Below are 26,730 nucleotides of genomic sequence, written 5' to 3'. Positions count from 1 at the left end.
ATATATCAATTAAATGTCAGAATTTTTTGTTAGCACGTTTTTCACAATAAATTCAATATAGTCCGTGATTGTTTTATCTTCGTCCAAATAGGGGACTTGATTACGCGTTTTTTCATAGAGAGCTCGGGTAGCTGTACTCAAGCCAGCGTTACCACGAATATCGACTGCCTGACAAGCACATAATAACTCAAAAGCCATAACATACTTTAAGTTCTTCAACTGTTCTCTGACTCGTCTAGCAGACACCAAACCTAACGAAACAATATCCTGAAAGTCACCGGTGCTGCTAAGGGACTGAATAGACATAGGCATACACGATGCTCGGGATTCGGCTGTTATTGACGCAGTCATAAATTGTCCACCCATTAAGCCTAATCTTAATCCAGCATTTTCTGCACATAAAAATGCAGGTAAACCATTGCTGTTGGATTTATCCATAAATCTATCAATCCGACGGTTTGATAAATTCATTATCGTGACAAGTGCAATATTCAGATGATCCATCTCCATTGCGATATATTGACCATGAAAGTGACCGTTATGGAATACTTCCTCAGTGTTTTGATCAATCAACGGGTTATCGTTAGATGAATTCAGCTCATTCTTTAAAGTTTGTTCAATATTCTTGAGATTATCAGCAATAGGTCCAAGAATTTGCGGCGTACAACGAATAGAGTAAGCATCCTCTATCTGATGGCTGCTTGGCTTGACCAAACCATCCATTTCTTGAGAAATTATTTTTTCTACATCATGTTCATTCACCGCCAGAGACGACTCAGCTAATATATTCCATATGGCAGTTGCGACTTCGAGTTGCCCTTTGTGTGGTTTAAGCTTGTGTACGGCTGGGTCAAATGGTTTGGTTTTACCATGTAGTCCTTCAATAGACAGCGCACTGATAGTAAGGTAAGTATCAAACACCTGCTTCACTTCGTCATACAATAACGACCCCAAACCTACCATCGCTGAGGTACCATTGATCAGCGCTATCCCTTCTTTAAAGCTCAGTACCATTGGGGAGATACCTGCTTTTTCAAGCGCCTCGATACCACTCATTTGCTCCCCCTGATATCGTGCTTTCCATTGGCCTGTACAAACAAGAGCAATCGCTGCCAATGGCCCAAGATCACCACTGGTGCCCAAAGACCCCTTTTCAGGAACGCAAGGGACAACTCCTTTGTTATAAACGTCAATCAATTTACAGAAGTTAGCCACAGAAATCGCGGAGTTACCACGAGACAGCGACACAATTCGCGCCAACATTGTTGCTCTGACGGTCGTATCGTCAAAAAATGCGCCTACATTAGTAGCAACTGCGTTAATTAAATTGTTTTGTAACTCACTCGCTTTATCAATAGGAACAATATAATTGACAAAGCCCCCCATGCTTGTATTTACACCATAAATAACTCGATTTTCCTCTACCATATTTTCTAAAATATGACGTGACTTTTCGACTCTAGCGATCACTTCATCATCTAGGGTCACTGGTAAATGATTTATAGCTGCGTATGAAATATCTTCAAGGGAAGCTTCCTTATTAAATTCTATATGGAAACTTTTCAAGCTCAATGAAGTTAAGTTTTCATCATCATCAATTACTGGTTCGCTAATAACTCTATCTTTTGTTTTCATTTTTTTATCCATTAATGATTTATACTGAGCATAAATAATGCCCATGAAACTTAATCGAACAATAAACTAGCTCATAACCGAAAGCAGTTTAAAAATAGAACATGGTTAAAAGCGGGAGTAAATCGTCAGATAGGAGCTAGTGTAATAAGGGAGGTGATCAGAGCCAAAATAGACTTTGCCATAAAAACGTCTCCTTTTTTGAATTTACGGCACTGGAGAAAGAAACCAATTCAAAATAAGGAACATTTTATTCATTCTGTAATTTAATTTGAGTTGGACAGTAAAATCCTACAGGTTAAGATAGAGCGATGCATATCGTCAGTGGCCTCGCAATGATACAAGTACTTATTATCAATATTACTTATCATTCTAGCCACCAAGAAGTAATCCTCCATAAGTACATTGGCATTCTCAATATTTAAATCATCCACTCCTACTAAATATCCATTGTAGTTAATATCAAGTTGATTTTTTATATGTATCCCCGCTGCCTGAGCTAAGGATTCCACAATTAAATGCCAAGAATTTTGACAGCACTCTCTATATGTACTCTCAGTAGAAAAATTAGATCGTGCAGTGACTTCATCTTTAGAGATAGACTCAACTGAGTGAATAAAGGAAAAAGGTTCAGCATGTGCACCTTTAATAAAATCTTGCATTATTTATAATCTCTTTGGTAGGGGTGTAAATTAGTAAAGCCGTCAAAGTTAATATTAATATTAGAGATCTTTTTCTTGTTTTCATCTATATTATCAATTAGCACATCAACTAACGTGGGATCATTCACATACTTTTTAAAATCGAAGTAATCCCAATAAAACAACTCTACTTTATTTAAAGCTAAGATATCCTGCAATGTTCTCCACACGAACCGTTCAAATCCAACAATTTTTTTGTATGATTTATGATGTAACTCATCAATATCTAAATCGCCTCGTCTGTAATTTTTCCATAGATCTGTAAATATATTAGATTTCTTTTTAGGTATATTATCAAAGTCAAAATCAATAGAAGTCTTATTTTTTTCAATAATCTCATGAGTGACTGTTGGATCTAAAACTTTCCACGTGTTACTTGAAAAACACCAATACTCAATTACGATGTGTTCAACATATGAACCTGATTTAAAATATGTACACAAGCAAAATCGATACCTCGAAGGAATTCCCAATTCACGCATAATTCCTAGACATAACAGTGAAATTGTTTGACAATTTCCAATTATTTTTTTTTCAAAAGGATTTTCAGAGTTTAAGTCAAGACCTCGTCTATATGCCTCTTTAAGAACTTCCGAAGCTGTACGAAGCTCATAATCCTTATGTCTAGATAAGGGTATATTATGAGAGTTGACGCCACTCTGATGCTCTATAATATTCCTACAGTTTCTCGCTAAACTTAGAGGAGAACTATTAATCGTATTAATACTAAGGACAGAATCACCCAGTGTCGTATTATATGATTGCGTTGAATAATCTATCATATCAAAGCCTTTTCATAAAACTAGCTTTTAACACCTTACCTTTTTCATTTTTTGCTGTGCAAACAACCTTATTCGATAAATTATTTAACTTAACTGTTATTTTCTCATTTGGTGTAACGGTATTATAGAAACGAGCGTTATCTATGCCATTAATATCTAGCACGCCTATTTTGACAAGATTGTCATATATTGTATCCAATAGCAGCACGCCAGGGACAATAGGATTGTTTGGGAAATGCCCCTTAAAAAATGAACAACTATGAGGGAATAGTATGGAAAAAGATTCACTCGAAATAGTTTCAACAATAGCTCCATGACTGTTTTTTCTATTCAAAATAAGTTATCTCCGGAGTATAATGTATTATTTTTAAAAGAATAAAGTGGGTGGATATAAATTTTATCAGTGACGAATTAAAATTGATCGTAGCGCCACACTTAATCTGCATAAGAACCAGCGCAACACCCACATAAGAAGTGATTATTTCTTTTAATTTTACTTACTTTTTTACCTATTTAAAGATATCTGGTTATGACAATCTCTCTTCTTTAGAGATAATACAAACACCGATATTTGAAGATAAATCTATCGATATTACCAAAACGGTTTTTTTAGAATTGTTTGATATCTTCTCGGTTGCTTCCACAATATTTGTCATAAAGTCAGATGAAAGCCTTTTCTCATTCTTAATCTCAACTAGTAGATTTGAGTTGTATTTGGTCAACACACTTCGAGCACCATCATATATATCATTATCAATCAATGAGCTGGATAAAATACAATGGTCAATTTCTTCATAGCTTATACATGCTTCCTCACAAGAATCAAGAATGAGACGCTCCAAAATACTATGGAACTTCATGTCATTCCTCAACACTAGTCCGTTATAAGAAGAATGAAGTATACTTCGCACCCACGCTATTGGCTTGCCATTAGTCTTATTTAGATTTTCTCTATTGGACAATAGAATAGCTGCACTCCCATTAGAAAGGTTACATTCGGCATCTTTAAACAAATGGTTTATAACACTTTCTTGTGCAGGCGTTACTTCATCACTTGAACAAGCAATCATATAATCTTGAGTATTGCTCCTTAAAAGATCGACACTATATTCGAAAGCAGCTGTTGGACTGCATAATACCGTGCAATGTCCACTAATTTTATGCGCGATAGACACCTGACCACAGATTGCGCTAACGATATGCCCAGGAAAATGACGAGCACTTGCAAACTTGGGATCACCTTCATAGATAGACTTTAGATAAGTTTCTAAACATTTTTGCGGTCTTTGTGAGTTCCCTGTAATTAATCCGGCTCTAGGACTACTTTGTATTACATCCTCAAAGCCATCAATCACATCTCCTACAGATTCTATGCAGAATTTTATCTCCGGTGAATCCCTTTTAAATCTTTTATTTTGTTGATTAATCCTACACTTTTCCCCAAAAACACTTCCTTCGGGTTTGATTATTTTTTTGAATTCACCATCATTAGAGCTCGCTTTTATTATAGGTATAGCTGTTTTCTCATATTTAATTTCTCGATTACAACTGTTTTTGGTTACGATTAGTGCACTATTACTTCCACCAAAGCCAAAACTGTTTGCCAATATAGTCTTAATTTTCTGGCTAGGGTAGTTTTTGTAATTAAGATTTATAGGGCTACAATCTTCTCTGAGTTTTAATACATTATTATTTTCTGGTGTAATACCGGCGTCTAGAAGAGACAAAATACTGATGAGCTCTATAATTCCCGAAGCTCCTAATGTATGACCGTAAAAAGGTTTCATTACGCTCACTGGAATATCGTTACCAAACAGCTTGTCGTAAGCATGCGATTCTGGTACATCGTTTGCGCTTGTGCCTGTAGCATGGGCAGAAATTAAATCTATATCTTTTCTACTAAGGTCAGCGGCAAATAGAGCTGCATCAATGGCCTGTATGGCTCCTGCCCCATTTGGCTCTGGTGATGTTTCATGATAAGCGTCACTTGACGCACCATATCCCGTTATTAACCATTTACTACTATTTTCGTCATTATTTCTTGCTAGTATAAAAATACCTGCACCTTCACCTAAATTTATCCCTTTAAGTTCTGAAAAAGGTGCACATCTTCCTTCATTTAATGCGCTCAAACTATTAAATCCAGCCAATACCGGCAGATCAATACAGTCACAGCCTCCACAAATTACTAAGTCAGCTTTATTAGAGTTTAATAAATCAGTAGCTATACCCACAGCGGTTAAACTAGAAGAGCATGCTGATGAAACGACAATGTTTTTTCCTTCGATGTTGTAACGGGATGCAATAGCGTTACTACAATGAGACAACATTGATGACATAAGTTCACTAAGCTTTACTTGTTCTACGTTTCCTTTCAGTACTTTAGAGAACATCTTTGAGTAACTATCTGTCCCAGAGTTATAACTGCCTAATACAACAGAAATCCTACTCTTATCATAATCATCAAGATCTAATCCTGAATTTTTGATAGCTTCTTGAGTTGCTCGTAAAGCAAAAATAGAAGCATTATTAATCCAACCATTTTTTCCAAAAGAATCTGTACATTCTATATCATGAACAGATACAGTCGCATTTTTTATTCCAATAGAATTGTATTCATGGTTATTTATTAGCTTGTGTTTGTCTTCAATATACAATTTTAATTCGTCTAAATTAGGAACAGGTGGGGTATACAATCCCATACCAGCAATAATAATTGAATTTTTCATTAATTTACCTTATTAGCAGAGCGGGATCTCACATTCTTTATATGATTATTATGTATAAAAACAACCCTCTGGCAGCTCAATAAATACGTAGCTGAGATGTCAAAACCTATCAATAAAACGTATTGAATGTGAGAAATTATCAATATCTGCGAAATGGATAATTTTTACGCAAAGTAGAATCCTGCTCTGACCTTATTAGATACTTAACAGAACTTTCCACCATCAACATGGAGCACTTGACCAGTCATGTAATTACAATTTTCATCACATAGTAATTTAACTATTGAGCTGACATCTTCCACGTTTCCTACACGACTTATAGCTGAAGCACGTAATACATGCTCATAGATACTTTTTGGGATGTCATTTGTCATATCGGTGTCGATATATCCGGGGGCAATAGCATTCACAATGATATTGTATTTTGATAAAACTCTTGCGCAAAGCCTTGTGAATCCATTGACGCCTCCTTTGGAGCTACTATATGCTACTTGACCCGCATTGCCGCAAAGCGATGTGTTTGAGGATATGTTTATAATTCTTCCCATATTGTTGCTAGATGTGGAGTTTTTCAAGGATGGGACAGAAGCTAAAGTCATGTTTATAACGCCTTGAAGGTTAGTATATAAAACGTCTTTATTCTCTGCATCATTACAACTGACAAATTGTTTACTCAAAGTTATACCTGCATTGTTTACAAGTATATTTATTGAACCCTGTTTTTTTTCAATTTCCTCAACTATTGATTTGCACATGTTGAAGTCTTTAATATCTAGCATATGGATAGAAGATGATATGTTTCTTTCATCTAGGTAATGTTTAACTTCTTCTGCCTTATATGAATTTCTTGTATATGTTAGAGCTACATGGGTGTTTTCGGATGATAGTTTCATGCAAATTTCTTTACCGATCCCTCTGCCGCCTCCGGTAATGAGTACTACTTTCTTAGACATAGTCTACAACTCCATTTCCTAGCCGTATCGTAGCCCCATTTAGGGGAAACTCGTTTTGAATCATTGAAATTAGAAACTTAGTTACATCCTCATAGTTGATTGTTTTATATTTCAATGCATAGTTTTTTAAAACTTCTTTACTATTTCGATCAAGTTTCAACTCCTTTAACTCGGGTTGAATTACTAATGTATTAAAAAACATATTGTAACGAGAGTACTCTTTTGCTAAGGATTTCGACATTGCAGTTATTGTCTCATTGTATACTGGAGAGCTATAACAGCTGTCTAGATAACCGAATGAATCATCTTGCAACAGGAAGAAGTATTTTCCCTTACCTGATTTTATGTTATCTAATATTAAACCCTTTATCGTTTGCATTACAAATAGAACATTATCAGTTACTGTATTTGAAAAAAGACCATCTCTATTGTTGATATCAGGACTGTCTACTATTCTTTCTAAGTCTTCTTGCTCATTGTATCTCAAATCAACAATGACATTTTCATAAGTATCATTATGATTTTCAATTTTCTCAATCAACTTAACTTTTGAATTTTCTTTAGTGTTATATTTAATATCTACTGAGTGCAAAAGAATATCGTCAGAGTCAAGGTTATTGAATATATGTTCAACGAGATTTGATTGATAGTTGGTTATAATTAGTGTTTTCATATTCTATAGAAGTACTTATAGGTTTAACAACTATTCGTAAATGGATTGACGGGTCATATAAAAATAAATTCAAATGACCCATCACGTACTATCTAATGACCATTTATACCCTTCATCTTTCAAGTTGCTGCTTTGTTGGCTGCGTTCACTTGCCGCCACGCTGCAACTTGAAATCTATTGGGTATATGTTATTTATCTCAATTACCACCAAGATTATTAATAACCAGTTCAGCTAAGGTTAATGGCGTTCTACAATGTTCTTCCATCATTTCTTTAGTTATGTTACCTAATTCAATGCCATATTTCTGTTGAACTGCCACAAAAATATCAAGTAAATCTACAGAATCCAAAGCCAGTCCATCGTCAGATATTAAAGATGTATCATCTTTAATATCTGACAGTTCATGCCCCCATTCGCTGAGTTCAAGATTTTCATAAATAATTTTTTCTTTTATATAAGCGATAATTTCTTTCTTATCCATAATTTTCCTACTTGGTTTATGTTAAATTTACTATATAATTTATATGAACACCGACTCAATTCAAGTGGATGACATATTTTTCTAATAAAAGTAGTCGCAAACCGCAAACATATATTCGGCTTCAAAGAGCCCTGATGAAAATCCGCACTCTCTGCCCTTATTATTTCAACAGTCTTTGACAGACTAAATAATATACCAGGTTTACAGAGAGTCGTAAGTGCCCAATTAACCCGTACGATTAGACTCAATCTCACTGAGATCAACATTTCATGGTAGAAGATCAAGTAAAGACTTACCGGAATAGTGTTTGGGTAATTCGGTAAATATGTGCCGGAAGTAAAAATAAGGATTGATGTCATTCGCGCGACACGTCATCACCAGGCCGTACAAGTTGGCACTCGCGAATGCCCCGCTAGCTGACGTGGAAAATAACCCGTTTTTCCGCCCCGTGGTAAAGGGCAAAGAATCCTGCTCTGATTAGGTGTGAGCTTTTATCCTATTTGAGTACGCTACCGCCCTTAGGTTTGGCTCCTACAAGCAATCAATGATATTAAAATTTGCTTTTAAAAAGTAATCTATTAGGATCCTCTTTTATCCCTTTATCTCAAAGATAATAAGGATGGGAACAATATTTTTTTCCTAAATTTTTACTGGTACGATCATGAGTAGTAAATCCCTGGCCATTATCAATGGTTATAGTTCTAATTTTTAGTTTTAGAAAAGATAAGTACTTTGTTGCTACTTTTGCGAATGCGCCTACGTAAATAGCGATTTTCATTCAATCAATGTAAATAATGCACTTTCCTTTGACTAAAAAGGCACCAGCCATAATAACTGACCGGCTGTCTTAGTAATTTCACTTATTATAAGATAGTCTAAGATTCCTTTTTGTGATAAATACCATACTTTTATTTCTTAACGCGTATCCATAATATACAATACTAAACTAGACTCCATGCTGTGATTAATTCAAGCAAATATAATCTAGTTGTAAAATTATTATTTACATCAAAATTCCTATTCTAAAAATAATTTCATTAGATATAGTATATTTTATATATCATGTCTAATTTGTATTTTTAATAAAATGATATGTGGTTAATTTTATTCTATTTTATTAATTAACTTATTATTCATTACGTTTAGTTACAATCTTCCAATATGGTTTTCATTTGTTTTTATATTTTTTTAGTGCTTTTTGTTTTTTATCTGTTAATATCCAAAATCGTAGTATACCCGTGCTCATTGAAACTGCTTGATTTTCCCCAAAATGAGGATTCATGGTATCAGTCATGAAAATATTCATTACCGATGAACAAAAAGCCGAACTTGAGCACCTCCATCCCATGCAGGGGACGAAACTCGCTTATGGCTGTATGCGCAAAGGCCAGAAAACTGCGGTGAAAACAACGGGAAGCCGTACCCGTCTGAATCCTGCATCTTCAAGTTAAGCGGGTATATCAGAAATAAATAACAAACTTCACTCTGTACACCTATACGAGAGCATAAAAATCTATGGTCACCAAGATAAAACAACGCGATGGTTATAGACTTATAGTCACGAACTCCCTAACATGGGATTAGGGGAAATAACTCCTATTCAAAAATTGACGCTGTCATAAAACAAAAATTCTACTGCTAATAACCTCCATTAAAAATGGGATGGTTACCATGTTAAGGATTCTATGTCTACTCATTTTCTCGCATTTGAAAAACCAATCGTCGAATTGAATGAAAAAATCGACGCCTTAGTGACCTTTAAAGAAAATAGCCATCTGTCGGATATTAAGATCGACGAGGAAATCAAATTACTTGAGAAGAAATGTCTTTCATTAACGAAAACCATTTTTTCTCAACTTGGCGCTTGGGAAATCGTCCAACTTGCCAGACACCCCATGAGACCTTACACCCTCGACTATGTTTCTTTGATCTTTACTGAGTTTCAAGAGCTAGCGGGTGACCGAGCATTTGCAGATGATAAAGCCCTTGTTGGTGGTTTAGCTCGTCTTGATGGCCAACCTGTGATGGTAATAGGGCAGCAAAAAGGCCGTACCACGAAAGAAAAAGTGATGCGCAACTTTGGTATGCCTTCCCCTGAGGGTTATCGTAAAGCATTACGCTTAATGAAAATGGCCGAGCGTTTCCATATACCAGTAGTGACTTTTATTGATTCTGCGGGCGCTTATCCAGGTATTGGCGCTGAGGAGCGGGGACAAGCCGAAGCGATTGCGCGAAACATTATGGAAATGTCTTGCTTAAAAACGCCAATCGTCTGTGTGATCACAGGAGAAGGTTGCTCTGGTGGTGCGTTAGCGATAGGGGTTGGCGATCGTATTAATATGTTGGAATACAGTACCTATGCGGCAATTTCACCGGAAGGTTGCGCATCTATTCTTTGGAAAGATGCACAAAAAGCTCAGGTTGCCGCTGAAGTGATGGGAATGACGGCGAAACGACTCAAAGAGCTTGGTATTATCGATACTATTATCCCAGAGCCACTTGGTGGTGCTCATCGTGATTATCTGATCGCGGGTGAAAATTTAAAACAACAGCTACTCGCCGATTTGTCAGCATTGAAAAAGCTCGATATTGAAACATTACTGGCGGAACGCTACCAAAAAATTATGGCAATTGGCTATTGTTAAGGAGAGCATAAAAAAGTCAGGGGCACTTATGCGGCAACCACCTCTGTCAAATTATGATCCGTTTCTTCACATAATTTTATGCCCGGATACTAATGCTCGAATCGGGCTTTTAAATCATCATTGAGTACCGCTGTGTATGTCGGGAGTTAGTAATGCACACCTTGTTGGCTCCATTGCATCTGCTGCTTTTTCACCATGCGTTTAGCGATGACTTCATTGATCGTCGATTCAACAAATGAAGAAGAAATCGGCTCACCATATCGGTACATTTCGCCGTAATTCAGGATCATCATGCTGTTATTTTCAATATATACGCAATTAACTTGAAGAGCTAAAATCAATTCATGTCGTTGTTTTTAAGTGATTTTCGCGTTTTATTAACACTTAAATACCTGTTTAACGGTTATAACCTTTCTGGCTGATTAATCTGTTAGGCTTTTACCATCGTTGATGCAATAAAGTGTTATTAAAGGATTGGAGAAAACTAATCAGCCGACAGCACATTATCTAAGGTTTACAATGACGAGAAATATCAAATGGGTTGGTTAGCACTTTGAAATGCGCACGCGGTAAACGTGCACATTTTATCTCTTAATTATTAAGGATGAGCAATAAAGCCAACAGCTTCGTACACTTTATCCAGCGTAATCTGAGCGCGGGCTTTTGCCTTAGCTGCACCTTCTGCCATGATCTTGTTCAGCAGGGCTTCATCATTACGGAAATGATGGAAACGCTCTTGTAACTCAGTCAGCATACCGGAAACTGCATCAGCCACAGCACCTTTTAAATGGCCATACATCTGGCCTGCAAATTCTGTTTCCAGTTCAGGAATAGTTTTGCCGGTAACGCCAGCGAGGATATCCAATAAGTTAGAAACCCCAGGTTTTTGTTCCAGATCGTAACGAATGCGGGGTGGTTCTTCTGAATCTGTGACTGCACGTTTAATCTTTTTAGCTGCTGATTTTGGGTCTTCCAACAGAGCGATAACGTTGTTGCGGTTATCATCTGATTTAGACATTTTCTTTTCTGGGTCCTGAAGGGCCATAACACGGGCACCACCCGTTGGGATGAACGGTTCTGGCACAGTGAAGATATCGCCGTAGATAGCATTAAATCGTTGAGCGATATCGCGGCTCAGTTCAAGATGCTGTTTCTGATCAATACCTACCGGGACCTGGTTTGTTTGATATACCAAAATATCCGCAGCCATCAGTACCGGATAGTCAAACAGACCTGCGTTGATGTTTTCGGAATGGCGGGTTGATTTGTCTTTGAATTGAGTCATACGGCTGAGTTCGCCGAAATAGGTATAGCAGTTCAGGACCCAGCTTAATTGAGTGTGCTGTGGTACATGGGACTGAACGAAAATGGTGCTTTTTTCTGGATCAATGCCACAAGCCAGGTAGAGTGCCAATGTATCCAGAGTGCGTTTTCTCAATTCTTTTGGGTCCTGGCGGACAGTGATTGCATGTTGGTCAACGATGCAGTAGATGCAGTCATAATCATCCTGCATTTTAACCCACTGACGTAACGCCCCCATGTAGTTACCGATGGTTAATTCACCGGAAGGCTGCGCGCCGCTGAATACAATAGGTTTTTGGGAGTTTAGTTTTTCAGATACAGTGGGTTCATTCATTTTATTATGCTTCCTGAAGTTTCAAAGATGGGAGTCCAATTGTGGATAGCAGATCCGAGAAATTCGTTAATATGCAGTCTGGATTGCTTAATTCAATAGATTCACCGTAGTTATATCCATAGGTTAAACCAACACAAGGGCAACCAGCCGCTTGTGCCGCTAAAATATCATTACGGGAATCACCGACAAAGAGCAGTTCTTCCTTATGCAGTCCGAATGTGCCCATTGTGAGATAAATAGGTGCCGGGTGTGGCTTTTTCTTTTTAACATCATCACCGCCTAACACCAATGAAAAGTATTCACTGATACTTAAAGAATCCAGCAAAGGAGCAATAAACGGTGTTGGCTTATTGGTGATGATACCTATTGGCAGGTTGTGTTTTGCCAGTTCGGCCAATGTGACTTTGACTTCCGGGAACAACTGACTACCTGTTGTTACCGTTGTTTCATAGAAATGGTCAAACAGCTCACGGGTTTCTTGATGCAGTTGTGTGGTCAATTCGACTCTGGCCCATGTCAACGCACGTTCGACCATAATATCCGCGCCGTTACCTACCCAGACAGCAACCCGTTCTTTTCCCGGAGCAGGGAAACCTTTAGCTAACAGAGCCTGATCCAGTGCATCAGCCAAACCACCTGCGCTGTCTACCAGCGTGCCGTCCAGATCAAAGGCGATAGCACGAATACCTTTTAATACCTTATTTGCCATGAGATACCTTTAACAATTCACTACGCATATTATCAATGACGGTTTTGTAATCTGGCTGATTGAAAATAGCAGAACCAGCAACGAACATATCTGCACCAGCGGCCGCCGCTTCTGCGATATTGCTGGCTTTAATACCACCATCTACCTCAAGACGAATATCATAACCACTTTCGTCAATGATTTTACGAACCTGGCGCAGCTTCTCCAGTGTTCCAGGGATGAAAGATTGGCCGCCGAACCCAGGATTGACCGACATCAACAGAATGATGTCCAGTTTATCCAAAACATAATCAAGATAACTCAGTGGAGTTGCAGGATTGAATACCAAGCCGGCTTTACAACCATGCTCTTTGATGAGTTGCAGGCTGCGATCAATATGTTCACTGGTTTCTGGATGGAAGGTAATGTAAGTTGCTCCTGCTTTGGCAAAATCCGGGATAATGCGGTCAACCGGTTTTACCATCAGATGCACATCAATTGGCGCAGTAATGCCATAATCCCGCAGAGCCTGGCAGACCATAGGGCCGATAGTCAGGTTAGGAACATAATGGTTGTCCATCACATCAAAGTGAACAACGTCTGCACCTGCTGCCAGTACTTTTGCTGTATCTTCACCCAACCGCGCAAAATTTGCAGATAAAATGGATGGGGCAATCAGAAAATCTTTCATTATCTTCTCCAAATCGTTTCTATCTCCCTTAATTGCGAGGCAAAAGGGGGTGGATAAGTTAGCGATATAAGGCCAAAATTTCGTCTACTTTACTGCGGGCAAGGATATTCCTGCTGATAGTGCGACGTGCTTTGACAATATGAAGTGAAGCCTGATGGTACCATTTTCGTGTCATTGGCGTATCGTGATTGGATATCAAAACAGGAATTGCACGTTCTGATGATAACTTAAATGCAATCTGTGCCAGATTTTCCTGATCTGCAATGTTAAAACTGTTGGTGTGATACGCCGTAAAGTTTGCTGTTGCCGACAGAGGGGCATAAGGTGGGTCGCAATAGATAACCGAGCCTTCCCGTGCTTTGTTCAAAGTGTGTTGATAGTGCTCACAAATAAAAGTGGCATTTTGGGATTTTTCAGCAAACCAGTGTAATTCGTCTTCAGGGAAATAGGGTTTTTTATAACGGCCGAACGGTACGTTAAATTTACCATGAGAATTATAACGACAGAGGCCGTTGTAACAATGGCGATTGAGATAAAGGAATAACACGCTACGCTGGAACGGATCGGTACTTTGGTTAAATTGTTCCCGTAACTGATAAAAATGTTCGGCGGTGTTGTATTCCTGGGTAAACAGAGGGCGTGTATGAGTAATAAACTCATTAGCCCTGAATTTTACTGTGTTGTACAGGTTAATTAGGTCACTGTTGATATCAGCGAGGATGTAAGAATCATAGTCTGTGTTCAGAAAAACAGAACCTGCGCCAACAAATGGCTCTATCAGACAATTACCCGCTGGCAGATGACGTTTGATATCATCTACCAACGGGTATTTTCCACCGGCCCATTTTAAGAAAGCGCGTTTTTTTTTCATGCTGTCAATTAATTACTCAATCATTCCAGAGCCGCAGATTGTACTCTGTTTAGGACAGCATATCAGCGCCTAATAAGTATTGTTTTAATTTCTCAGATCTTGTTGCACTTGCTGCATTGTTCTAACCCAAGGTTTTTTCGCCTGAATCTCGGCTGGCAGAGATGAAACGGCCCGTTTGGCTTCAGAAACAGAACTGTAATCACCATGAATCAAAATAAACCAGGTTTTCCCATTACGTTTAGTTTCATAAACTTTGTAATGAGTGAGGTTATTCTTTTTAGCAAAAGCAGTCAGTGTATCTGAACGGCTGGCGCTACTTAATTGCAAAGTGTAGTGATTTGCCGGGGCTTTCAGCGGATTACTGCCGGCCACATTATTTTTGCTGTTGCTGGTATGACTTGTAGATGGTTTTGATTTAGCAAGTGTTTCTGGTTTCAGTGGATGGATATTTTCCGGTTTCTGCTGTACCGCTGGTGGTGGTGTTACTGTCTGCGGTTGCTGGGCCTGATTCAGATTCTGCACTGCATGATTTATATTACTTTGTTGCTGAGTCAGTGCATCAGGAGTATGTCCGGGTAATTCAATGCGCTGGCTTTCACCATTGTTAAATTGAGGCTGTTGAGGTTGCGTTGGGGTACCACTGACAGGAGGAATATTGATTTCTTGTGGCCCGTTAATTGTATTTGCAGTGGTATTCTCCGATGTGACGGATTGATTGTTATCGTTTTTGGATGGTGAACCTGATAAATCAATATTTTTTTCTGCAACATTTGGAGATTGCTGTTTCTCATGTTCAGTTGGCGCTTTTAAAGCAGAACTGATAGCCATAATCAGCAGTAACAGCACCAAAATTCCAATCCCGATCATCATTTGCTGGCGTGAAACTGCAAACTTGGGTTTGTTTAATGGTTGGCGTGATCGTGAAGGACGGCGGTCTGAGGTATCTGGCCTAAACTCGTTATCTGCCCTTTGTTCATTTTCTGATTTGAATTCGTCCATATGCCCTCCAAACAGAGCTAATACTGCCAATTGCAATTAAAGTCGGTCCGATAGGCTGACCTAAATAGCAATGAATGAAAATTTGTCTGATAAAGTAGCTATTTTATGACACAACAACCAGATGTATGCAAAAAAACATTTAATTTATTGATAATTACACATTTTCAGGTGGTAAACACTGGCGGACAGCTTCAAGGACACAATCATGCCCAATGTCTGAACGGAGATTAGCTTTGCCAATTTTTGTCGGAAGAATCAGATGTAATTTACCTGCTATAACTTTCTTATCTCGCATCATATGCGGGAGATAAGCTTCCGGTGGCATGTTTTTTGGCCCGTGTATAGGCAGATTTGCCCGCTCCAGCAATCGGATAATACGTTGAGTCTCCTGCTCAGAGAAGTTATCAGCCAATTGAGCGGCTCTTGCTGCCATAACCATTCCTGCGGCAACAGCTTCTCCGTGCAGCCAGACGCCATATCCCATTTCTGTTTCAATTGCGTGACCAAATGTATGACCAAGATTCAGCAAGGCACGCAGGCCACTCAATTCTTTTTCGTCTGCTGCGACAACTTCTGCTTTCAATTCACAGCAACGACGGATGCAGTAAGCCATTGCCTGGTCATCAAGATTGAGCAGTTTATCCATATTATTTTCAAGCCAGCTAAAGAATTCGCTGTCGAGAATGATACCGTACTTAATTACCTCAGCCAGACCTGAAGAAAGCTCACGGGCTGGAAGTGTTTGCAGGCAATTAAGATCGACCATCACAGAGGCCGGCTGATAGAATGCACCTATCATATTTTTGCCAAAAGGATGGTTTACTGCGGTTTTTCCTCCAACAGAGGAATCAACCTGAGCAAGAAGGGTGGTAGGAACCTGAATAAAACGGACACCACGTTGATAACAGGCAGCGGCAAAACCAGTTAAATCACCGATTACGCCGCCACCGAGAGCGATAAGGGTTGTATCCCGGCTATGGTTATTTTCCAGCAAAGCAGAAAATACGTCATTTAATACGGAAAGAGATTTGTACTGTTCACCATCGGGTAGAATCACTTCATCTACTTGAATCCCGGTTAGCTGCAAAGTGGCTTTTACTTTTGCCAGATACAACGGAGCCAGTGTTTGATTCGTCACCAGCATAACCTGCTGACCTGCTTTTAGGGGTGCAAAAGCAGAAGGATCATCAAATAACCCTTTTGCGATAGTAATTGGGTAGCTACGCTCCCCTAAAGTGACAGTGATCTCTTCCATAGCAGCCTTCGCCTTTATTATTTATCGCTGTACAGACTTGCTTGAATCAGTTCTTTTCCAGTAACTCAATGATTTGGTTAGCGACAACTTTAGCGCTTTGTTCATCGGTACGGATAGTGACATCAGCTATTTCCTCATACAGAGGATTACGTTCGTTCGCTAAATTTTCTAAAACTTCGCGTGCTGGTGCATCAACTTGAAGTAAAGGACGTTTTTTATCGCGCTGGGTGCGTGCTAACTGTTTTTCAATGGTGGTTTCCAAGTAGACCACGACACCACGGGCAGACAGACGATTACGGGTTTCTCTGGATTTAACAGAGCCCCCGCCAGTCGCCAGTACAATGCCTTGTTTTTCAGTGAGTTCGTTAATCACTTTTTCTTCGCGTTCGCGGAAGCCCTCTTCACCTTCCACATCGAATACCCAGCCCACGTCAGCTCCGGTACGTCGCTCAATTTCTTGATCGGAGTCATAAAACTCCATATTGAGTTGCTGAGCTAACTGACGACCAATAGTGCTTTTGCCGGCACCCATAGGCCCAACCAGAAAGATATTACGTTTCTCTGCCATGTTTTTGGTATTACTAAGACTATTCGTTAATGATAACCCGCCCCGCCAATCAAATTAGCAGCGGGACCTAAACTGAAACCCTCTTGACTGCTCCTCTTCCTAAAAGGAAGAGGATTCCCACTTCACAGAGACGTATCTGACTCGCAGTGACGCGAGCCCAAGCTTACCTTCTCTCCGTAGGCTAACACTGTCAGCCTGACAGCTTTGATATTTCGCGCTTTATATGCGTGTTTCATAGGGTCACACACTACATAGGAAAATGTAAAAATGCAAAAATTAATCGTTAGTGGGAAAACCACTTCCTTTCCTTCCCGTCCTGAAGAACGAGGTTTCTTGGAGGCCGACTGGTGAGAAAATTATCTCAGTACATCAGCCAGGTTTGCAACTATATAAATCAACGATGAGCTTCTTGTAACGGAAGCACTGGTTATTATTGTGATATTAACCCGACTATTTAATTAGCTCACTCTTGTATGCTAAATCGGACTCAGCGTCAAATCTATAAACAGGGTTAGATGAAAAAATCTGCGCATAATCATACCTAATTGCTGAATTTTTTGTTGCCGACATCATTGATATAGTGGTTATATTTTTTCATTCGATTAAATATCCATCAATTGAGGAGTGATAAATATCACCAACTCACGTCGGCTGTGTTTATGACCTTTTTGGCTAAATAATGAACCGATCAAAGGGATGTCTGATAGATAAGGCACTTTTTGGGTTTTCTCACTTTTTTTCTGTTGAAAAATTCCACCGAGAATCAGTGTTTCACCATTTTTTACAGTAACTTGGGTCACTATTTCCTGTTTGTCGATGGTTAAATTCTCACCACCACCTTGACTGATTGAGATTCCCGGCATGTTTTGGCTGATTTTCAGTGAGAGCCTGATTTTATCTTTTCTCAGTATATGAGGTGTGACTTCCATTCCAAGTACGGCTTCTTTAAATTGCACGGTACTTTTCTCTTTTTCCTGACTGACATAGGGGATATCAGAGCCTTGTTTAATGCTGGCTAACTGTTGATGTGAAGCGGTTAGTCTTGGGCTGGCGATAATATCCAGTTGGTTTTCCTGTTCTAAGGCGCTGAGTTCCATTTCCAGCAAACGGGTATGGATGCGGGCAATATTGAACGCAAATCGGTGCATGTTGTCGTTGGCAGCTTGGTTGATATTCAGGCGGTTTATACCTGTTGATGTATTAAGTTGATCTCCTATCGGCATCCCCCAATAGACTCCCAGTTCATGCAATGCTTCCCTGCTGCTGGTTACGATATGTGCGGTAATTTGCACCTGCTGTTGTGGTGTATCTATTTCTTTCAGCCAGCTTTTTATTTGAGCGATTGCAATGGGGCTATCCTGCAAAATCAGGCTGTTAGTTTCAGGATCAAAATCAGCCTTACCCTCTTTGGTCATCAGTGCGGGTATATTTTGTCTGAGATTAAGGGCAATTTTTTCTGCGTCTGCATATTGTAATGCTGTTGAGAGGTGCTGAATCTCAGCTTCATTGACTGATTGATCAAATAACTCAATAGGTTGCTCTTCTGTTTCTGTTATTGGTGGAGCAAAAGGGTTTCTTATTTCTGCAATGCAGATAGCAGGCAGGAAAATGATAAAAAGAATAAATATTTTAGTCATAAAGTTCCTCATATGAGATTTCTGACAAGGTCATTTTGACATTTAGAGATTCGCCTAATGGAGAAACAGAAAACTGTTTGATCAGCAGCGGCGGGTATAACGCCTGTAATGCATCAAGAAAATCCAGCATTTGTTCATAGTTTAAATAAATCGTTATTTGCCAGAGCGTTTTTTCTCCTTCATTTTTACGTTGCCATTCAATAATTTGCCCGCCAGAATTTATCAACGGTTGTTGCAGTTGTTTTACTGCGGTAATTTTTACGGTGTTTTGTGGTGGCTGGTTAAGTTCATTTTCAATTTGGTTTATCTGTTGCCGTATATCTTCCAACTGAGGTAACTGATTTAGCTGGTTATTGGCTGATTTTGTATTGGTTTGCTGGACGATTATTTCCTGTGTCAGCCCAATTTCCCGTTCAGCTTTCTCTTGCCAGAAGAAAAGATAAAACAGGATCAGGACTAGGATGATGATAGTTTGCTGCCAAATAAAGAGTAGCCAGGCGGGTTTGGCAAACCACCATAAATAGTCATTTTTTATCATCGGGTATCTCCGTCTGCCAGTTCGCATCAATAATAAACTGCCTGATTTGCTGTTCAGTGGTGGTCATTTTTCTCAGTTGAATTTCAGATAGTTGTCCGTTGTTTTCGAGATTATCCAGCAGCGATGTCATACTGGAATAATCCAGACTGTTAGCAACCAATTTCAATTGACCCGCATGATCATCGAAAGCGGTTAGCCAACTTCCTTCCGGTAGTAACTCAGGTAATTCATTGAATAATCTCAAATGTTGCTGATTCTGTTTCAGCCGCGTTTGTTGTTGTTTTAATTTATAGGCCAGTTTGTTGTGAAGATTGAACGCCTCTTCTGTCTGAGTTATCTGTTGTTGTAAATGCAATTGTTGCTGGTTGAGTTTTTGTAATTGTCTTTGATGCTTGTTAATTGTTTCCAGTTGTTTCAACGACACCCAGACGAGCACTGCCAGCCACAACGCCAATTGCAATAGGAGAAGAATCGTCCACCACCGATAGCGGGATTTCAGCCGGGTTTGTCGCCAGGGCAGAAAATTAACCTGATACATCATTTATCATCCGGTCTGAGTGCCAAGCCACCAGCTATCACATATTCCATCAGTTGAACCGGGAGCGGTGGTTGATAGTGACGGAATGCTGCCAGCATATCCCAGGAGTAAGTTCCTTCAGGCAGCGTTTCTTGTTGGTAGCTGCTGTAATAAATATTCTTTTTAGTTATGGATGAGGCCGGTAATTGGCTAATAACCTGTAGTGGAGAAGTTGCGGTATTTGCTGATACTAAATCATAAGCAAAGGGTGCATTGGCAGGAGATACCCATAACCAACTGGATTGTTGCCGGTGCAGTAGCCAGCTATCAGCCGGAACGCCAGCATATTGCGCTATATAGCGTAGTGCACAGGGGGCAATATCAATGGCGTCTGGGAAGATTTCTGCTTGTGCAAGGCACTGTAGCCAGATATCCAGATCTTTCTGACGGGCTGCGCTGATATAGGCGTTTTGCTCGATAATACGGTAATCCAGAGCCAGTTCTCGGGTGTTAAAGGGAAATTGTTTTTCGGCGCTGGCATTGATAAACCAGCCTTGTTCCGGCTCTTTAAGAGTGATATCTGAAGGTAACGTCAGATTCCGCTGCAATGTTTGCTGTACAGGTAAGGCGAGTCTGAAACTGATTTTTTTGGGTAATTTTTGACGCCATTGATTTAATATATCGCATAATATCTCTGGCCGCTGTAAACGACCTTCTGGCATAACTGCATCAGATAAAAGATATTGCCAGCAGTGGTGAAGCTGCCAGCCACTACGGCGTTTTATGGCTGCGACGGCACGAATGGCTCCATTTTGGATGTCCAGGCCGACATACCACTTTGGTGAGTACATATGACGATCTCCATATCAGTAATTTTAATAAAAGACCATATTCAAGGTGCTGTGTAACCTTTATACTACGCGCCGATTGTTTATAAACCACCCAACTAACGTGGCATGGGAAATTTCAGGTGAAGTTCGTAAAGTATTTTTTAATCTTTGTCGTGAGTTGCATTTTTCTGGGAACAGCCTCGATTTTTGGCATGTACAAATATATCGAGCCTCAGTTACCTGATGTGGCGACATTAAAAGATGTTCGATTACAGACACCAATGCAGGTGTTCAGTGCGGATGGAGAGCTTATTGCTCAGTATGGTGAGAAGCGCCGTATGCCTCTTACTCTGTCCGAAATTCCACCTGTTATGGTGAAGGCATTTATTGCAACGGAGGACAGTCGTTTTTATGAACATCATGGCGTTGATCCTATAGGAATTATCCGGGCGGCGTCTGTGGCGATGACTTCAGGCCGTGCTTCTCAAGGGGCCAGTACCATTACTCAGCAATTGGCGAGAAATTTCTTTCTCAGTCCTGAGAAGACATTGATGCGTAAAATCAAGGAAGCTTTTCTGGCTGTCAGGATTGAGCAGTTACTGAATAAAGATGAGATCCTTGAACTCTATCTCAATAAAATTTATCTCGGTTACCGGGCTTATGGTGTCGGGGCTGCGGCTCAGGTTTATTTTGGTAAGAATATAAATGAGTTGACATTGAGTGAGATGGCCATGATTGCCGGTCTGCCAAAAGCCCCTTCTACTTTTAACCCGCTTTATTCTTATAGCCGGGCGATTAACCGCCGGAATGTGGTTCTGAGCCGTATGCTCGATCAGGGCTATATTACTCAGCAGCAATATAACCAAGCCAGAAGTGAAAAGCTGGTGGCTAATTATCATGCGCCTCAGATTGCTTTTTCTGCGCCCTATTTGGCTGAGATGGTACGTCAGGACATGATTGAGCGTTATGGCGAGAATGCTTATACCGACGGCTATAAAGTTTACACCACGATTACCCGCAAGCTTCAGTTGGCTGCTACGGATGCGGTGCGTAATAACATCATTGATTACGATATGCGTCATGGTTATCGCGGGGCGCAGGAAGTGTTGTGGAAAGTGGGTGAACCTGCCTGGGATAGGGAACAGATTATTAAGAAGCTTAAGGCTCTGCCAAATTATGGGCCGTTAATGCCGGCGGTTGTGACCAGCACGGGAGCTGATCAAGCGACGGTGATGCTGGTTGATGGCAGCAGTGCAGAATTGCCGATGGCGGGTGTCCGTTGGGCCAGAAAATTCAAATCTGATAGTGTGCAGGGTGCAGTTCCACGTAGTGTGAATGAAGTGGTTCAGGCTGGTGAACAGGTTTGGGTTCGGAAAGTAAAAGATATCTGGTGGTTGTCACAAATGCCGGAAGTTAATGCGGCTTTGGTTTCTATTGATCCTAATGATGGCGCTGTAAAAGCGCTGGTGGGTGGGTTCGATTTCAGCTTAAGTAAGTTTAACCGGGTTACGCAGTCATTACGTCAGATTGGTTCCAATATTAAACCGTTTCTCTATACCGCTGCGATGGATAAAGGGCTGACGCTGGCTTCGTTGCTTAATGACCTGCCAATCAGCCGCTGGGATGCGGGCGCTGGTACTGACTGGCGCCCGAAAAATTCCCCGCCAACGTATGCGGGGCCAATTCGTTTGCGTCAGGGATTAGGGCAATCGAAGAATGCTGTAATGGTTCGGGCAATGCGTGCGATGGGGGTTGATTATGCCGCTGATTACCTGCAACGGTTTGGCTTCCTGGCACAAAATATTGTTCGTACAGAATCTCTGGCTTTGGGATCCCCATCATTTACACCAATGCAAATAGTGCGTGGGTATTCGGTCATGTCTAATGGCGGCTATTTGATAGATCCTTACTTCATTACCAGAATTGAAAATGAAGATAGGGATATCCTGTTTGAGGCGAAACCTAAGATTGCGTGTCCACAGTGCGATATTCCGGTGATTTATGGTGATACTGTGCGTTCAATCGAACTTTCTGAAAATTCGATTGAAAATGTGGCTCAATCTCAGGTTGGGCAGCAGGAGATATTACCGCTGCCTGAGTTAGAGAAAGTTCCGGTAGTTGACGGTAGTGAAGATGGGCAAAAATATGCTCCTCACGTTATCAGTACCCCTTTGGCATTTCTGATCCATGATGCTTTGAATACCAATATTTTTGGTGAGCCAGGTTGGAGCGGTACAGGGTGGCGTGCCTCGCGTGATCTGAAACGTCGTGATATTGGTGGTAAAACTGGGACAACCAACAGTTCAAAGGATGCCTGGTTTTCTGGTTATGGGCCGGATATTGTGACGACCGTCTGGATTGGTTTTGACGATCACCGTAGAAGCCTTGGTCGTACAGCAGCCAGTGGTGGTGAGGCAGGTGCTAAGAGTGCGCAGCCAATTTGGGATGATTTTATGAAAATTGCACTAGAGGGTGTTCCTGAAAAAGAAGTAGCCGCCCCTCCGGGGGTTGTTTCCGTCGTGATAGATCGTAAAACAGGTAAACTTGCTGGCGGTGGTGGTGATACCCGCAGTGAATATTTCATTGACGGAACTCAACCTACAGAGAGTGCGGTGCAGGAAGTTGGCACAACGTTGATCGAGAATGGTGAAAGTCAGGAGCTATTCTGATAATAAATCAGGCACAACGGGAAATCCGTTGTGCCTGTTAACTTCAACGATGGTATAAGTGTTTTTGCGCCAAAAACAGGGCGCAGACATTTCGCGCTTCGTTGAAATCAGCGTGATCCAGCAATGACATCATATCGGCTATTGGCCAACGTATTTGCGGCAATGGTTCAGGCTCATCCCCTTCCAAGCTTTCCGGATAGAGATTTTCGGCAATAACAATGTTCATTTTGCTGGAAAAATAGGACGGAGCCATAGTAAGTTTGGCTAATTGCTCTATTTTTCTGGCGCCAAAACCGATTTCTTCTTTTAATTCACGGTTAGCCGCTTCAAGGATACTTTCACCAGAGTCGATAGCGCCTTTGGGAAAGCCTAATTCGTATTGCTCAATACCTACTGCGTATTCACGGATAAGTATTAATTCATCCCCAATGACCGGGACGATTAAAACCGCTTCCCGGGTTGCTGGACGCATCCGTTCATAAACACGTTTTACACCGTTACTGAATTCGAGATCGACTGACTGAATATGAAATAAACGTGAATGGGCAATGTTCTCTATGTTCAGGATTTTAGGGTTTTTCTGGTCATTCATAGTTGCCCCTGATGGCATTAATATTTGGTTGATTTGAGTGTCTGTGCATTATTACGTCATAAATTATTTCATTAACCTTAGGTTTTATGATGAAATTAGGTACACTCCATAGCTTGACTAAATATGGCCGATTATTTTGATAAATGATAGTGATTATCGCTTGTCATCGTTGTTACTGTTATCTTTATCCTCTTTGGAAATAGATCTGTGTTATATACCCTTCATCTTTCAAGTTGCTGCTTTGTTGGCTGCGTTCACTTACCCCAGTCACATAGTTATCTATGCTCCTGGGGATGCGTTCTCTTGCCGCCGCGCTGCAACTTGAAATCTATTGGGTATAGATAGTTCAGCGGGTGATTATATAACTTGTTGTAAAATAAATTAAAAAAACAGATAGAAAGAACCTGATTCAGAACTGAACGAGCGGTTACTATTTTGCAAGCAACAATAGCGATATTGTCATGGATATGGGGAAAAAATGAACTCAACAGCCGTTATATTGGCTATCTTGATAATTAGCCTGATTATAATGGCTTCTTTTCTGATTTTCAGATGGAAGCCGCATGATAACGCCCGTTATCTGCCTTCTGTTGCTGACCCGACCTATCGTAAACTTCATGTTGATGAATATCAGGCCATTGAATGTTATCTGAAGCAGATGTTGCCACTGGTTTTAACCGACCGTATCAATAAAACAAGCGGGTTAATTCTGACGGACAAAAATGACACGGTTTATACTATCTGTAATTCCATTACCCGGTTTTCTGTTGCCTCAGATGAGCCACATAGCTGGCGTTATTATATTGATATGGCAGAAGTTCATTTGCCATTTTTCCTTGAGCCTTTTATTAAACAACAAAATATTATTGATGTTGTTCACACTGCGGGAATACCACTTGTTATTTCGATTAATGGTCACTTCCTGAAAGATTTTCAACGGGATTTTCCTTCTGCTCCAGTAGTTTCAGATATGTCCCATCAGCAGGCGTCGATCCAAAAAAATGGCGATACCAGCATAAAATTACAAAATATCCGTAAAGAGACAGCGGAAGAATACCGGTTGAATCACTCATCGGGTATTTGGGAGGGAGGATTCTTGTGTCTCGGGTTTTTTATTTGGTTCCTTGCGTTACTCTCACCGATACTGTTTTTGCCGTGGCTGATGTTGATTGCTGGTACTTTAATGGCTGTCAGCTTTTGGCCGTTGTTCTGTCCGTCTTCAAGACGCAGGCGCGAGGATATTCACTGTTTTACCGGTATACCAAAACGGTGGGGATTATTTGGAGAATTTGAACAAGGGCAAATGAGTAATATTTCTCTTGGTGGGATTGATTTAATTTACCCACCTCATTGGGAATCTTATGTTACCTGCGATCTTGATCAGAAAACCAATATCGATATTTACACTAACGGCCAGGTAGTCAGGCAAGGGCATTATCTCTCTTTGCACAATGAGGAGAAAAATTACCCTTATCATCGTTATGGGAAAAATCTAATAATGATTGGTGGCAGCTTGCTTATTATGCTGCTGCTCTATTTTTATCAGCCGGTTAGTGTACCAATGAAACTCAGTTTTGCCTGGTTGCGTGGTAGCAGCACAAAGGTTGTCACTGATGCGAATACGATGAAAGAGATGGCGTTGCGGGTCGGGGATATCCTGAAAGCAAAAGGGGTTGGTATGTGTTATATGCCGCCAAATAATATGAACGGCAAAGGAAACACTTATTTTTCTCCATTCGATTGCTCAGGGATATATTGGAATAGTACTCATTCACTGCCAATCCAAGAATCAGAAGTTATAAAAAATGCGGCTAAACTGATTGCAACCGTTAATAAGCAATTACGTCTACAGGAAAATAGCGATGTGATTAATTCAGGTCTTGCTCAGGAGATTGCCAAATCTGGTATGATTTTATTGGATGATTTTCCTGATATCATATTGAAAACTAATAAATTATGTGGAAAAGAAGTAGACTGCTTCCGATTGAAGAATGCTTTGGTTAACCTGGGTAGCGCCAATGATTGGACAACTTTGTTAAAGAATACAGAAGATGGCAAGTTTGATGATATCCATGTTTTATTGCGTCCAGCGGGGGCTGAAGCGCTGGGAAAGCTGGTTGATGCGACTACATCGTCATTTATCTACCGGGAAATAGATAAAATAGCAATCCTACTTAATAGCCCTTCTCCGGGCGGTGTTCTGCTGATCAGTGAGGAAGGTAAACAGCTGGTTGAATATATCACGCCGGCAATTGTTTCTTATGACCATAGCGCGTTAGAACAATGGCGTGAGTTACAGCGGTTATCGGATACGGTGTTGCAAACACCATTTGAGACAGTAGGAATTATTACAGAATTGTCCGTAGATACTAATGGAATCCGCCGGATTGTATTACATAGTGCACTGGATTCCATGACGCTGATCCGTTGTATTGGCACAACGCTTTTACTCTTGGTGCTTTTGGCGATTTTGGTCATTAATTTGGTGTTAGCTGTTAAGAAAAACCGGCAAAACAAACAACGTCTAAGCAAAATCAGGCAGTATTACGATAGCTGTTTTGATACGGCTTTCCCACCTACACATTGGCGATAATCAGCAATGGTGTGTTAGGCTTGGCTTTTTTGCCGGAGCTGATATTGGG

The 26,730-nt window shown here is 40.3% G+C and carries 24 protein-coding genes and 2 pseudogenes; 4 read left to right on the top strand and 22 right to left on the bottom strand.

The features are described from left to right. Positions 1-9 precede the first annotated feature (9 nt). The 9 genes and pseudogenes from LGZ99_RS11515 to LGZ99_RS11475 all read right to left on the bottom strand — a co-directional run. On the bottom strand, positions 10-1,635 hold the full coding sequence (locus LGZ99_RS11515; RefSeq protein WP_200875287.1) for a phenylalanine aminomutase (D-beta-phenylalanine forming): 1,626 nt from the start codon (positions 1,633-1,635) through the stop codon (positions 10-12). Between the two features lie 263 nt (positions 1,636-1,898). Beyond that, complete coding sequence (locus LGZ99_RS11510; RefSeq protein ID WP_036839200.1) at positions 1,899-2,294, bottom strand: hotdog family protein; 396 nt, start codon at positions 2,292-2,294, stop codon at positions 1,899-1,901. Next, positions 2,294-3,115 (bottom strand): transglutaminase domain-containing protein, encoded by an 822-nt coding sequence (locus LGZ99_RS11505; RefSeq protein WP_036839199.1) that lies wholly within the window; start codon positions 3,113-3,115, stop codon positions 2,294-2,296. The genes LGZ99_RS11510 and LGZ99_RS11505 overlap by 1 nt, the downstream gene beginning before the upstream one ends. A 1-nt stretch (position 3,116) precedes the next feature. Further along, positions 3,117-3,449: an ApeI family dehydratase gene (locus tag LGZ99_RS11500; RefSeq protein WP_036839197.1), complete on the bottom strand. Its 333-nt coding sequence runs from the start codon at positions 3,447-3,449 to the stop codon at positions 3,117-3,119. Between the two features lie 193 nt (positions 3,450-3,642). Beyond that, on the bottom strand, positions 3,643-5,844 hold the full coding sequence (locus LGZ99_RS11495; protein WP_036839194.1) for a beta-ketoacyl-[acyl-carrier-protein] synthase family protein: 2,202 nt from the start codon (positions 5,842-5,844) through the stop codon (positions 3,643-3,645). A gap of 203 nt (positions 5,845-6,047) precedes the next feature. Continuing rightward, a complete protein-coding gene (locus LGZ99_RS11490) occupies positions 6,048-6,797 on the bottom strand; it encodes an SDR family NAD(P)-dependent oxidoreductase (RefSeq protein ID WP_036839190.1) in 750 nt (249 codons plus the stop codon). Beyond that, a complete protein-coding gene (locus LGZ99_RS11485) occupies positions 6,790-7,389 on the bottom strand; it encodes a hypothetical protein (RefSeq protein ID WP_152552740.1) in 600 nt (199 codons plus the stop codon). Before LGZ99_RS11485 ends, LGZ99_RS11490 begins: the two co-directional genes overlap by 8 nt. A 278-nt stretch (positions 7,390-7,667) precedes the next feature. Next, entirely contained in the window at positions 7,668-7,952 is a 285-nt protein-coding gene (locus tag LGZ99_RS11480; RefSeq protein WP_036839187.1) for an acyl carrier protein, read from the bottom strand. A 267-nt stretch (positions 7,953-8,219) separates the two neighbouring features. After that, positions 8,220-8,429, bottom strand: a pseudogene (locus LGZ99_RS11475) (transposase domain-containing protein); the annotation flags it as partial. Positions 8,430-9,244: 815 nt separating this feature from the next. Here LGZ99_RS11475 and LGZ99_RS11470 point away from each other — a divergent pair. Beyond that, complete coding sequence (locus LGZ99_RS11470; RefSeq protein ID WP_390894011.1) at positions 9,245-9,403, top strand: hypothetical protein; 159 nt, start codon at positions 9,245-9,247, stop codon at positions 9,401-9,403. Positions 9,404-9,637: 234 nt separating this feature from the next. After that, a complete protein-coding gene (accA, locus tag LGZ99_RS11465; protein ID WP_021323445.1) occupies positions 9,638-10,597 on the top strand; it encodes an acetyl-CoA carboxylase carboxyl transferase subunit alpha in 960 nt (319 codons plus the stop codon). Positions 10,598-10,623: 26 nt separating this feature from the next. Here the strand turns inward: accA and LGZ99_RS11460 are convergent. The 12 genes and pseudogenes from LGZ99_RS11460 to pilM all read right to left on the bottom strand — a co-directional run. Continuing rightward, a pseudogene (locus LGZ99_RS11460) lies at positions 10,624-10,908 on the bottom strand (ISKra4 family transposase); the annotation flags it as partial. Positions 10,909-11,195: 287 nt separating this feature from the next. Next, complete coding sequence (gene trpS, locus LGZ99_RS11455) at positions 11,196-12,233, bottom strand: tryptophan--tRNA ligase (protein ID WP_036839186.1); 1,038 nt, start codon at positions 12,231-12,233, stop codon at positions 11,196-11,198. Positions 12,234-12,237: 4 nt separating this feature from the next. Next, positions 12,238-12,942 carry a phosphoglycolate phosphatase gene (locus LGZ99_RS11450; RefSeq protein WP_036839185.1) on the bottom strand — a complete coding sequence of 235 codons (705 nt, stop codon included), beginning with the start codon at positions 12,940-12,942 and terminating at the stop codon, positions 12,238-12,240. Next, the gene (gene rpe / locus LGZ99_RS11445; protein WP_021323441.1) at positions 12,932-13,612 is read right to left on the bottom strand and encodes a ribulose-phosphate 3-epimerase; all 681 of its coding nucleotides are present in this window, start codon (positions 13,610-13,612) and stop codon (positions 12,932-12,934) included. Before rpe ends, LGZ99_RS11450 begins: the two co-directional genes overlap by 11 nt. Before the next feature lie 58 nt (positions 13,613-13,670). After that, positions 13,671-14,483, bottom strand: coding sequence for an adenine-specific DNA-methyltransferase (dam, locus tag LGZ99_RS11440; RefSeq protein WP_023043936.1), 813 nt, complete (start codon positions 14,481-14,483; stop codon positions 13,671-13,673). Between the two features lie 84 nt (positions 14,484-14,567). Then, positions 14,568-15,482 (bottom strand): SPOR domain-containing protein, encoded by a 915-nt coding sequence (locus LGZ99_RS11435; protein WP_023043935.1) that lies wholly within the window; start codon positions 15,480-15,482, stop codon positions 14,568-14,570. A 154-nt stretch (positions 15,483-15,636) separates the two neighbouring features. Beyond that, a complete protein-coding gene (gene aroB, locus LGZ99_RS11430) occupies positions 15,637-16,737 on the bottom strand; it encodes a 3-dehydroquinate synthase (RefSeq protein ID WP_021323440.1) in 1,101 nt (366 codons plus the stop codon). Between the two features lie 46 nt (positions 16,738-16,783). Next, entirely contained in the window at positions 16,784-17,305 is a 522-nt protein-coding gene (gene aroK, locus LGZ99_RS11425) for a shikimate kinase AroK (protein ID WP_011144496.1), read from the bottom strand. 602 nt (positions 17,306-17,907) lie between these two features. Further along, a complete protein-coding gene (pilQ, locus tag LGZ99_RS11420) occupies positions 17,908-18,942 on the bottom strand; it encodes a type IV pilus secretin PilQ (protein ID WP_023043933.1) in 1,035 nt (344 codons plus the stop codon). Beyond that, on the bottom strand, positions 18,935-19,480 hold the full coding sequence (locus tag LGZ99_RS11415; RefSeq protein ID WP_036839183.1) for a hypothetical protein: 546 nt from the start codon (positions 19,478-19,480) through the stop codon (positions 18,935-18,937). Before LGZ99_RS11415 ends, pilQ begins: the two co-directional genes overlap by 8 nt. Further along, a complete protein-coding gene (locus LGZ99_RS11410) occupies positions 19,467-20,021 on the bottom strand; it encodes a PilN domain-containing protein (RefSeq protein ID WP_031280606.1) in 555 nt (184 codons plus the stop codon). Before LGZ99_RS11410 ends, LGZ99_RS11415 begins: the two co-directional genes overlap by 14 nt. Further along, positions 20,018-20,848 (bottom strand): type IV pilus biogenesis protein PilM, encoded by an 831-nt coding sequence (gene pilM, locus LGZ99_RS11405; protein ID WP_021323436.1) that lies wholly within the window; start codon positions 20,846-20,848, stop codon positions 20,018-20,020. The genes LGZ99_RS11410 and pilM overlap by 4 nt, the downstream gene beginning before the upstream one ends. Before the next feature lie 119 nt (positions 20,849-20,967). Here pilM and mrcA point away from each other — a divergent pair, with 119 nt between their 5' ends. Further along, the gene (gene mrcA, locus LGZ99_RS11400) at positions 20,968-23,496 is read left to right on the top strand and encodes a peptidoglycan glycosyltransferase/peptidoglycan DD-transpeptidase MrcA (RefSeq protein WP_036839181.1); all 2,529 of its coding nucleotides are present in this window, start codon (positions 20,968-20,970) and stop codon (positions 23,494-23,496) included. 43 nt (positions 23,497-23,539) lie between these two features. Here the strand turns inward: mrcA and nudE are convergent, their stop codons facing one another. Beyond that, positions 23,540-24,088 carry an ADP compounds hydrolase NudE gene (nudE, locus tag LGZ99_RS11395; RefSeq protein ID WP_036839178.1) on the bottom strand — a complete coding sequence of 183 codons (549 nt, stop codon included), beginning with the start codon at positions 24,086-24,088 and terminating at the stop codon, positions 23,540-23,542. 478 nt (positions 24,089-24,566) lie between these two features. Here nudE and LGZ99_RS11390 point away from each other — a divergent pair, with 478 nt between their 5' ends. After that, positions 24,567-26,681, top strand: a complete 2,115-nt coding sequence (locus LGZ99_RS11390; protein WP_036839175.1) for an IgaA/UmoB family intracellular growth attenuator — start codon at positions 24,567-24,569, stop codon at positions 26,679-26,681. The last annotated feature ends 49 nt before the right edge of the window (positions 26,682-26,730 follow it).

Source organism: Photorhabdus temperata (genome assembly GCF_025384845.1).
Taxonomy (GTDB): Bacteria; Pseudomonadota; Gammaproteobacteria; order Enterobacterales; family Enterobacteriaceae; genus Photorhabdus; species Photorhabdus temperata.
This window is presented reverse-complemented; position numbering and strand designations above follow the sequence as displayed.